The sequence below is a fragment of the Streptomyces sp. NPDC004561 genome (assembly GCF_053602155.1).
The window spans coordinates 1-9,569 of the sequence record NZ_JBSGDB010000352.1; the positions used below are offsets into that span (position 1 = coordinate 1).

Sequence of the window (9,569 nt, forward strand, 5' to 3'; positions counted from 1 at the left end):
GCGTGCCGCGGGGCTGCCCCCCTGTCACCCGACCCCCTCCTACTGGGCGCGCGATATCCGGCTGCCGCTGACGCCCCCCGGCCGCGGCGGGTTCGACCTGCACTCGGTCAAGTCGCTGGAACTCACGCCGCGTTCGGGCTCCGGCCGGGCCTGGCTCATGGACGCCTGGGGCTGGCGCCCGGGCACGCCCTCGGTACGGGCGGCCGCGCTGCCGCGGGTGGACATCGGCCGGCGGACCGTGGCCGAGGGCGACTCGGGCGTGCGGACGTACCGTGTTCCGGTCCGGGTGACGGGCCACGGCAGCGGCCAGGTCCGGGTCTACGTCGTCGACCCGGCCACCGGTCACACCAAGGACCGGCTGGTGACCGTGCACCCCGGCGGCCACGACATCGACGTGCCGGTCGAGGTGAAGGGCAACACGCGGTACGGCGCGGACGTGTCGTACGACGTCCTGGTCAAGGCGGTCCACGGTGCCGTCGTCGGCTCCTACCGGGGCGGGATCACCGTGCACGACGACGATCCCGCGCCCACGACGACCGTCACCCCGCTCGCCGACCGGGTCACGGAGGGGCAGTCGCTGAAGTGGCGGGTCTCGCTGTCCGGGACGGCCGACGTCGACATGGGTGTGCTCTTCGGCGTCGCGCCGGTCAGCGGCCCGGAGTTGTCCACGAAGGACGTCCCGGCGCGCTGGCTGCGGGACACCTCCGGGGCGTCGCCCGATCCGGAGCGTCCGCTGTCCAAGGTGGACGGCCTCTACCTCTGGGTGAACGTCCCGGCGGGGCGGACGAGCGCCGACGTCGCCGTGCCCACGGTGAAGGACCGGGTCGCGGAGCCCACGGAGTCGGTGCGGTTCCAGCAGATCGACCCACGGACCGGCACACCGCAGTCGGGCGGGCTGGTGCTGTCCGGTTCGGTGCTGAACGCGTCGTAGGACGGTGAGTCCCCGGGTGGCCCTCAGTCCGTGAGGGTCACCCGGATCCCGACCGTGCCGTCCAGGCCGCGCCGCAGCCGGCTGCCCAGCAGGGTGAGGCGCCCGAGGATGCCGTACTTGCGGGCGATGAGCTCGCGGTAGCGGGCGGTGGTGGCCGCGTCGGTGACCTCGGCGGTGGCCGGCAACTGGTCGCCGGTCGGATTGCCGCGCACGTCGCAGGGTCCGGCGAGGACGTCGCCGCGGCGCCGGATCCGCTTGACCTTCCAGCTGTCGGCGGCCGTCCAGACACCCAGGGTGTCACCGTCCCGGACCACCCACACCGGTGTGGCGACCGAAGTGCCGTTCCTGCGGTAGCTGGTGACCAGCAGGTACTTGCCGGCGGCGAGCCGGTCCAGCCGCGAATCGTCCATGTCGGAAGTCTATGCCGCGACGGCCGCCGGTCTCCCGGGCCGTGCGTGCCGAGGTGGGCGTGCGGTGTCTTCACGGCCGGGGCGAGGGCGTCGAACTGCGCCGGGCGGTGGGAGCGCGGCGCCCGTTCGTCCTCCCACCGCACGAGGATCCGCGGTCCGGGCCGATGCCCGGGTCCGCCCAAGCCGAGGGCGGCTGTGCGGACCCCGGATTCGGCGGCGCCGGGAGTGCCCCACATGTACCCGGCGGCCGGGGTCATCTGAGCGCGGCCGCCATGCGCCGTACCCCCTCGGTGAGGATCTCCGGCGAGGTCGCCAGGTTCAGGCGTACGTGTCCCGCGCCGCCGGTGCCGAAGGGGAGGCCGGAGGTCAGGGCGACCCGGCCGCGGTCGAGGAAGACCTGGGCGGGGTCGTCGCCGAGGCCGAGGGCGCGGCAGTCGAGCCAGGCGAGGTAGGTGGCCTCGGCGGGACAGACGCGGACCGCAGGGAGGTGCTCGGCGAGCAGATCACTGAGGAGGCGCCGGTTGGCCCGCAGTCCGGCGAGCAGGGCGTCGAGCCAGCCGGTGGCGTCGCGCAGCGCGGCGGTGTGCGCGATGACGCCGATGTGGCTGGGTCCGTGGCTGACCTCCTCGGGCAGCCGGGCGAGGTCGGCGGCGGCTCCTGGTCCGGCGAGGGCGACGGCGGCCTTGAGGCCGGCCAGGTTCCAGCCCTTGGACGCCGACATCAGGGACAGGCCGCGGGCGGCGCCCGGCACGCTCAGGTACGGCACGAAGGTGACGCCGGGGGTGACGAGCGGGGCGTGGATCTCGTCCGCGACGACCCGGACGCCGTACCGTTCGCCGAGTTCGGCCACGGCCGTGAGTTCGGCGGCGGTGTGCACGGTGCCGGTGGGGTTGTGCGGGCTGCACAGCAGGAAGGCGGCGCGCCCGCCGCCCGCCGTCGCCTCCCGGAAGGTCTCCTCCAGAACCGCCATGTCGATGCGCAGACCGGCGCCGAGCGGGGCCTCCACCACCCTGCGGTCCATGTGGGTGATGAACTGGTAGAACGGCGGGTACACCGGCGAGTTCACGATCACCGGATCGCCGGCCCCGGTGACCAGTCCGAGCATCTCGACCACACCGAGCATCACGTCCGGAACGATCGCCGTGCGCTCCACGTCGATCCCGTCCCAGTGCCAGCGCTTCGCGGCGAAGCCGGCGAGGGCCTCGGCGTAGGCGGTGCCGGCCGGATACCCCGTGTCGCCGAGGGCGAGCGCGTCGGTGACGGCACGGACGACGGGCCCGGCGAGCGGCACGTCCATCTCGGCCACCCACAACGGCAGCACGTCCTCGGGGTAGGTCCGCCACTTCATGCTCGTACGACGGCGCAGCTCCTCCAGCCCGAGGACGCGCAGCGGATCCGGTTCACCGGCGGTGTCGTGCGGGTTGATGGTCATGAGGCACAAGATAGGGGGCGGAGCGGCACACCGGCACGAGGCGGGAGGAGAGCGGCGGTACGGCCCCCTCGCTGCCCGCGCTTGCCGCACGCCCTGCCAACGCACGCGTCCGCGCGCTCGGTTGTCGTGATCACCGGCCTGTGACCAGGAGAACGCGATATCGGGGCCGGGGCGCAGATGACAGGATTGCCCGGTGCTGATCGAGGGATACGGCGGCGGCCCGCTCGTTGCCGGGGACTCGCTGGTGGCCCGTCCGGGCTTCTGGTCGAACCACTTGTGGGGCCCGTGTTGCCGTGATGCGGGTGCCGAGCCGGAGTGGTTCGGCGACGACGGGGCTGATGTCGATGCCCTGTCCGAGGTGCTCATGGACCCGGAGCGGTGGCCGGTGTTCCGGCTACCGGTCGGGGGCGGGCACGAGGTCGTCGTGGTCTACCGCAACCTGGACGGCGACTACGGGGTCGACTACCTGTTCACCCACCCGAGCTGGAGCACCCCTCGGCAAGTCGCCGCGTGGGAAGGGGACTTGAACGGGGGCTCACTGACGTGGCGTGAACTCGTCCGCATCGTCGGCAGTGCGGGTTCCGCGGCCGGTGGGATCGAGGACCGGGACGCCCGGCTCCTGCTGCTGCTTCCCTTGCTCGTCGAGCATGCCCTGCCGGACGAGGCGGCGGCGGTGATCACCGCCGCACTGATCGCCGTAGGAACCCCTCAGGACATCGCCCCGGGCACGGCACAGCATCTGCTCGCGCATGCGACCGGCAGCGCATGGCACGACCCCACCTGGGCCTCGCCGCTCAGTGGCGGCTCGGAACCTCCCGGCCCGGCTGGAGGCGGCCTCCTGGAGCGCCTGGGCATCCTCTAGCGCCTCGGGAAACGGCGCCCGTGGCTCGGTATGAACACGGGGGGGGCGCGCCGATGGCGGCCGCTCCCCCGCCTCGCCCACACTGGCGGCATGCGACTGCGTATCGAAGGGCACAGCCTGCCCGGCAGGCACTGCGGGCCCGGGCCGGACTTCCCCGGGGTCAGCGGGATCGAGGTGGCGGTCCAGCGCAAGGACCGGCCCGCCGAGCTGCTCGATCCGCAGCCCGGCGACGCCCCGGCGGCGACGTGGACGCTCCCCTGCACGTTCACCGACGACGGTGAACTGCGCGGCCCCTACGTGCAGAACCGGCTCGGCGGGCGCTTCGTCTACCTGTCCTGGGTAGGGAGGCAGCCGCAGGAGGAGGCGCCCCGGATGTTCCGGCGGGCCAAGCTGATGCTGGCCGGCGTTCCGTCCGAGGTGCTCGCCGAGGCGCGGAAGCGAGGCGTGCTGGTGGCCCGGCTCGCCCTCACCGACGCCAAGGGCCGTCCGGTGTGCGGTCGGGTGGTGCCCCCCGCGGTCGAGTGGACCGCGGGCGAAGCGTCGGGCGCGTGAACCGCCGGTCCGGGCAGTTCTGGTGAACGTCGAGTCGCACACGGACAACGGCACAGGGGACGACCGTGGAACCGGCGACCGCCGAGAGGATTTCGCGGCGCACCACCCTGGCCGCCCCGCCCGGCGTCACCATAGTCTTGCGGCCGATGACCGAGCCGGAGATCACCGAGTTGCTGCCGATGCCCGACGACTGGCGGCGGGCGCTCGCCGTGGTGGCGCACCCCGACGACCTGGAGTACGGCTGCTCGGCGGCCGTCGCCGCCTGGACCGACACCGGCCGCGAGGTCGCCTACCTGCTGGCGACCCGCGGCGAGGCGGGCATCGACACGCTCGACCCCGCCGTCTGCGGCCCGCTGCGCGAGCGTGAGCAGCGGGCGAGCGCGGCCGTGGTCGGCGTCACGACCGTGGAGTTCCTCGACCACCGGGACGGCGTGATCGAGTACGGCCCCGCGCTGCGCCGGGACATCGCCGCCGCGATCCGCCGCCACCGCCCCGAACTCGTCATCACCCTCAACCATCGCGACACCTGGGGTGGTGCCGCCTGGAACACCCCGGACCATGTCGCCGTCGGCCGGGCCACCCTGGACGCCGCCGCGGACGCCGGGAACCGCTGGATCTTCCCCGAGCTCGCGGAGCGGGGCCTGGAGCCCTGGAACGGCGTCCGCTGGGTGGCCGTCGCGGGCTCCGGCAGCCCCACGCACGCCGTCGACGCCGCGCCGGGCCTGGAGCGCGCGGTGCGCTCGCTCCTCGAACACCGCACGTACATCGAGGCGTTGACCGACGAGGATCCGGAGACCTACGTCCGTCGCTTCCTGACCACGCACACCGGCGCCACCGCCGACCGCTTCGGCGGAGTGCCGGCCGTGCCCTTCGAGCTGTTCGGCCGCTAGTCCTGCCGGATCCCCGTCTTCCGTCGACCGCCTCGCGCTCCCGCCGGAGCCCTACCGCACTGCCGACGGCGGGAGTTGGGACGGGCTGACCAGTTCACCCAGGACGTCGGACATGAACTGCACCAGCCAGCGCTGGGAGGGGCTGCGGGACGCCTCGTGCCGGGCGTAGAGCGCGATCTCGATCGGCTCGGTCTCGAACGGGAGCCGTACCAGCCGCAGGCGGTGGGAGGCGGTGAAGACCTCGCCGACGTACTCGGGGACGATCGCGATCAGGTCGGTCCGCTCCAGCAGATAGGGCAGCATCGAGAAGCGGGTGGCGTCGACGGCCACGCGGTCCAGGAGCCCGTGGGTGGCCAGCACGGACCGGGGTACGACGTGACCGCTGGGTCCGTAGACCGTCGCGTGGTGCTCGGCCGCCAGCTCGGCCATGGTGACGGACGCGCCGTGGATGCGGGGGTGGTCGGCGGCGATCATGCCGACGTAGCGCTCGTGGAAGAGCGGGATGCGCACGGTGCGGTGGGAGGTGAGCACCGGGGTCGCGACGAAGGCGTCGAGTTCGCCGCGGCGCAACTGGCCCTCGGCGTCGTCCACGTCCAGCGCGCGGACGGTGAAGGAGACCCGGGGCGCGCGCTCCCGGGCCGCCGCCAGCAGGCGTGGCAGCAGGGTCGCCTCGCCGAGGTCGGAGAGAGCCAGGGTGAACCGGCCCGCCATGGCCGTGGGGTCGAAGTCGTCGCCCTGGCGGATCGCCCCGTCGATGTCGGCGAGGGCGCGCTGCAGCGGCTCGTAGAGGCGGCGGGCGCCAGCGGTCGGGCTCAGGCCTCGGCCGGTGCGGCGGAACAGGTCGTCGTCGAAGTGCCGGCGCAGTTTGGCCAGGCTGTAGCTGACCGTGGGCTGGGTGACGTGGAGGGTCTCGGCGGTGGCGGTCACGCTGCCGGTCTCGTAGAGCAGCACGAAGACGCGGGCCAGGTTGAGATCGAAGCTGCTCACATCGATGGAGCCTATATCGGAGCGCGCCAACATCTATTGGTGCCCATGTCGGGGGATGCCTAGCGTGTCGTGCGTCACTCCGAAAGGAACGTCTGTGCCTTCCGTGCGTCGTATCTCCCACGAGTTCCTCGAACGCCAGGGGCTCACCACCGTCTTCGGCAACCCCGGCTCCAACGAGCTGCCCTTCCTCGCCGAGCTGCCGGACTCCTTCCGGTACGTGCTGGGGCTGCACGAGGGCGCGGTGATGGGCATGGCCGACGGATACGCCCAGGCCGGCGGCCGTCCCGTCCTGGTCAACCTGCACGCCGCGTCCGGCTCCGGCAACGCGATGGGCGCGCTGACGAACGCCGTGGCCTCCCGCACCCCCCTGGTGATCGTGGCGGGGCAGCAGGTGCGGTCGGCGATCGGGCCGGAGGCCAACCTCTCCAATGTCGACGCCCCGGCCCTGATGCGGCCGCTGGTCGGCTGGGCCGCCGAGCCGGCGTGCGCGCAGGATGTCCCCCGCGCGCTCGCGCAGGCGGTCTTCGAGGCGCAGTTGCAGCGCCGGCCGACCTATCTCTCCGTCCCGTACGACGACTGGGCGGCCGACGCGGACGAGAACGCGCTCGCCGTGCTGGACCGGCGGGTCCGGCACGCGGGCGTACCCGGTGGGGAGCAGGGGCGCCCGCTGGCCGAGGCGGTCGCCGCCGCGCGCCGCCCGGCACTGGTTCTGGGCGGTGACATCGACTCGGCCGGGCGCTTCGACGACGCGGTGCGGCTGGCCGAGCGCCTGGGCGGCCCGGTGTGGGCGGCGCCGTCGCTGTTCCGGCTGCCCTTCCCCAACCGCCATCCGCTGTTCCGGGGCGTCCTGCCGGCCGGGATCGAACCCGTCTCGCGGGCGTTCGAGGGCCACGATCTGGTGCTGGTGCTCGGTGCTCCGGTGTTCCGGTACCACGAGTACCTGCCCGGGCGGTACCTGCCGGAGGGCACCCGCCTGATCCAGGTCACGGAGGACGCCTCCGCCGCCGCGCGGGCCCCGATGGGCGAGGCACTGGTCGCCGATCCCGGGGCGGTGATCGACCTGCTGATGAAGGTGCTCGACGCGCCCGGGGCGCCCACGGGCGACTACCGGCCGGTGCCCGCTCCGCCCTCCGTGGAGGGGCCGCGCCTGCACCCCGAGGAGGTCTTCGCCGCCCTGCGCGACGAGCTGCCCGGCGACACGGCGTACGTGGTGGAGTCGACGTCCACGAATGCCTCCTGGTGGCGGCAGATGGACCTGCGCCGGTCCGGCTCCTACTACTTCCCGGCGGCCGGCGGTCTCGGTTTCGGGCTGCCCGGCGCGGTCGGCGTCGCCATGGCCCAGCCGGACCGGCCGGTGGTGGGCGTGGTCGGGGACGGCTCGGCCAACTACGGGATCACGGCCCTGTGGACCGCGGCCCAGCACCGCGTTCCCCTCACCGTGGTGCTGCTGCGCAACGGCACGTACGGGGCGCTGCGCTGGTTCGGCGGCCTCCTCGGCGTACCGGACGCGCCGGGCCTCGACATCCCCGGCCTGGACTTCACCCGCATCGCGGAGGGCTACGGGGTCCCCGCCCGGCACGTCCACGGCGTGGACGAGCTGCGCGCCGCCCTCGCCGAACGCCCCGACGGCCCCCGTCTGATCCAGGTCGACACGGAGCTCACCACGCCGTCCTGACCACGCTCCGCCGCAAGTCGCCTCCTCAAAGACCGACCACCCCCGGGTGAGGGAAGGGAAACCGATGACACTCCTCGACAGCGACGTCTGGAGCAAGAAGTTCCTCAGTGACGGCTGGCAGGACGCCACCCGTGAACAGCCGGTGATCGAGCCGGCGACCGGGGCCCAGCTCGGCACCGTGGGCCTCGCCACCGCCGAGGACGTGGCCCGCGCCGCCGCGCGTGCCGCCGGGGCCCAGCGGGACTGGGCGGCCGTACCGCCGCAGCGGCGGGCGGCCGTACTGCGCCGGGCGGGCGAGCTGTTCACCGAGCACGCGGCCGAGATCGAGGACTGGCTGGTGCGCGAGGCGGGCTCGGTGCGGGCCAAGGCGGGCTTCGAGGTGCAACTGGCCCTCGGCGAGTGCTTCGAGTGCGCGGCGCTGCCGACGCATCCCCAGGGCGAGGTGCTGACGTCGGAGGAGGCCCGCTGGTCGTTCGCCCGGCGCCGCCCCGCGGGCGTGGTGAGCGTGATCGCGCCGTTCAACTTCCCGCTCGTCCTCGGGCTGCGCTCGGTGGCGCCCGCGCTGGCGCTGGGCAACGCGGTGCTGCTCAAGCCGGATCCGCGCACCGCGGTCAGCGGCGGGGTCGTCATCGCGCGGGTCTTCGAGGAGGCCGGGCTGCCCCCGGGGGTGCTCCATCTGCTCCCCGGTGACGGTTCGGTCGGACAGGCGGTCGTCGAGGCCCCCGAGGTCCGGGTCGTCTCCTTCACCGGGTCCACGCCGGTCGGGCGGGCGATCGGCGAGCGGGCGGGCCGGCTGCTGAAGCGGGCGCACCTCGAACTGGGCGGCAACAACGCCCTGGTGGTGCTGCCCGGTGCCGACGTGCACAAGGCGGCCTCCGCCGGGGCGTTCGGTTCGTACCTGCACCAGGGCCAGATCTGCATGACGACGGGCCGGCACATCGTTCACGAGTCGCTGCTCGACGAGTACACCGCCGCGCTCGCCGCGAAGGCGGAGGCGCTGCCCGTCGGTGATCCCGCCCGGGAGGACGTGGCGCTCGGCCCGATCATCGACGGGCGCCAGCTGGTGCGGGTGCACGGCATCGTCACCGACAGCGTCGCGGCGGGCGCGACGGTGGCCGCGGGCGGCGAGAGCGTGGGCGCCGGGTACCGGGCCACCGTGCTGACCGGTCTCACCACCGACATGCCGGCGTGGCGCGAGGAGATCTTCGGGCCCGTGGCGCCCGTCATCGGCTTCTCCTCGATCGAGGAGGCCGCGCGGATCGTCAACGACTGCGAGTACGGGCTGTCCGTCGGCATCCTCGGCGACGTCGGTACGGCGATGAAGCTCGCCGACCGGATCGACTCCGGCAAGGTCCACATCAACGAGCAGACGGTCGGCGACGAGCCCAACGCCCCCTTCGGCGGGGTCAAGGCGTCCGGCACGGGGTCCCGGTTCGGCGGAGCCGCCGCCAACGTCGAGGCCTTCACCGAGACGCAGTGGGTCACCGTACGCCCGGACATCGCCGACTACCCGTTCTGAGCTCCCCTTCCCGCTCCACCTCCACTCCCTCTCCCGAGCCGCTCCAAGGGGAATGTCACCATGGCATCCGTCGTCTCATCGAACGCGTCCGGCACCGCCGCAGAAACCGGCGCCGCCGGACGCAACGTCTGGACGGTGGTCCTGTGCTGGATCACCGTCATGCTGGAGGGCTACGACCTCGTCGTCCTCGGCGCCATCATCCCGATCCTGCTGAAGACCTCCACCGGTGTCACGGGCGACTGCCCCAGCAGAAGCGGCCGGGTCATGACGGCGTCCCAGATGGCGGGCAGGCCTGGATGGTTGAGCCGACC

Annotated in this window: 8 protein-coding genes and 2 pseudogenes; 7 read left to right on the forward strand and 3 right to left on the reverse strand. The window is 73.4% G+C overall.

From position 1 onward, the window contains the following. A pseudogene (locus ACWEN3_RS33425) lies at positions 1-931 on the forward strand (hypothetical protein); the annotation flags it as partial. Between the two features lie 23 nt (positions 932-954). Here ACWEN3_RS33425 and ACWEN3_RS33430 read toward each other — a convergent pair. Both ACWEN3_RS33430 and ACWEN3_RS33435 read right to left on the reverse strand, forming a co-directional pair. Continuing rightward, on the reverse strand, positions 955-1,341 hold the full coding sequence (locus ACWEN3_RS33430) for a PPOX class F420-dependent oxidoreductase (protein ID WP_452978535.1): 387 nt from the start codon (positions 1,339-1,341) through the stop codon (positions 955-957). Positions 1,342-1,594: 253 nt separating this feature from the next. Further along, positions 1,595-2,773, reverse strand: a complete 1,179-nt coding sequence (locus ACWEN3_RS33435) for a MalY/PatB family protein (RefSeq protein ID WP_452978538.1) — start codon at positions 2,771-2,773, stop codon at positions 1,595-1,597. Positions 2,774-2,966: 193 nt separating this feature from the next. Here ACWEN3_RS33435 and ACWEN3_RS33440 point away from each other — a divergent pair, with 193 nt between their 5' ends. The 3 genes from ACWEN3_RS33440 to ACWEN3_RS33450 all read left to right on the forward strand — a co-directional run bounded on the left by ACWEN3_RS33440 (position 2,967) and on the right by ACWEN3_RS33450 (position 5,077). Further along, on the forward strand, positions 2,967-3,635 hold the full coding sequence (locus ACWEN3_RS33440) for a hypothetical protein (RefSeq protein WP_452978541.1): 669 nt from the start codon (positions 2,967-2,969) through the stop codon (positions 3,633-3,635). A gap of 90 nt (positions 3,636-3,725) precedes the next feature. Beyond that, positions 3,726-4,187, forward strand: coding sequence for a DUF5990 family protein (locus tag ACWEN3_RS33445; RefSeq protein ID WP_452978544.1), 462 nt, complete (start codon positions 3,726-3,728; stop codon positions 4,185-4,187). Between the two features lie 146 nt (positions 4,188-4,333). Continuing rightward, a complete protein-coding gene (locus ACWEN3_RS33450; protein WP_452978547.1) occupies positions 4,334-5,077 on the forward strand; it encodes a PIG-L deacetylase family protein in 744 nt (247 codons plus the stop codon). 51 nt (positions 5,078-5,128) lie between these two features. Here ACWEN3_RS33450 and ACWEN3_RS33455 read toward each other — a convergent pair whose 3' ends face one another. Beyond that, a complete protein-coding gene (locus ACWEN3_RS33455) occupies positions 5,129-6,064 on the reverse strand; it encodes a LysR family transcriptional regulator (protein WP_452978550.1) in 936 nt (311 codons plus the stop codon). Between the two features lie 94 nt (positions 6,065-6,158). On the opposite strand from ACWEN3_RS33455, the gene mdlC reads away from it, so the two are divergent. From mdlC to ACWEN3_RS33470, 3 genes and pseudogenes are all read left to right on the forward strand, one after another. Continuing rightward, positions 6,159-7,739: a benzoylformate decarboxylase gene (gene mdlC / locus ACWEN3_RS33460; RefSeq protein ID WP_452978552.1), complete on the forward strand. Its 1,581-nt coding sequence runs from the start codon at positions 6,159-6,161 to the stop codon at positions 7,737-7,739. Positions 7,740-7,803: 64 nt separating this feature from the next. Further along, a complete protein-coding gene (locus tag ACWEN3_RS33465; RefSeq protein ID WP_452978555.1) occupies positions 7,804-9,258 on the forward strand; it encodes a benzaldehyde dehydrogenase in 1,455 nt (484 codons plus the stop codon). 60 nt (positions 9,259-9,318) lie between these two features. Beyond that, positions 9,319-9,569, forward strand: a pseudogene (locus ACWEN3_RS33470) (hypothetical protein); the annotation flags it as partial.

Excerpts from the sequence above, each read along its gene's own strand:
- ACWEN3_RS33430 (WP_452978535.1), bottom strand. The coding sequence starts at position 1,341 with ATGGACGATTCGCGGCTGGACCGGCTCGCCGCCGGCAAGTACCTGCTG.
- ACWEN3_RS33435 (WP_452978538.1), bottom strand. The coding sequence starts at position 2,773 with ATGACCATCAACCCGCACGACACCGCCGGTGAACCGGATCCGCTGCGC.
- ACWEN3_RS33445 (WP_452978544.1), top strand. The coding sequence starts at position 3,726 with ATGCGACTGCGTATCGAAGGGCACAGCCTGCCCGGCAGGCACTGCGGG.
- ACWEN3_RS33450 (WP_452978547.1), top strand. The coding sequence starts at position 4,334 with ATGACCGAGCCGGAGATCACCGAGTTGCTGCCGATGCCCGACGACTGG.
- ACWEN3_RS33465 (WP_452978555.1), top strand. The coding sequence starts at position 7,804 with ATGACACTCCTCGACAGCGACGTCTGGAGCAAGAAGTTCCTCAGTGAC.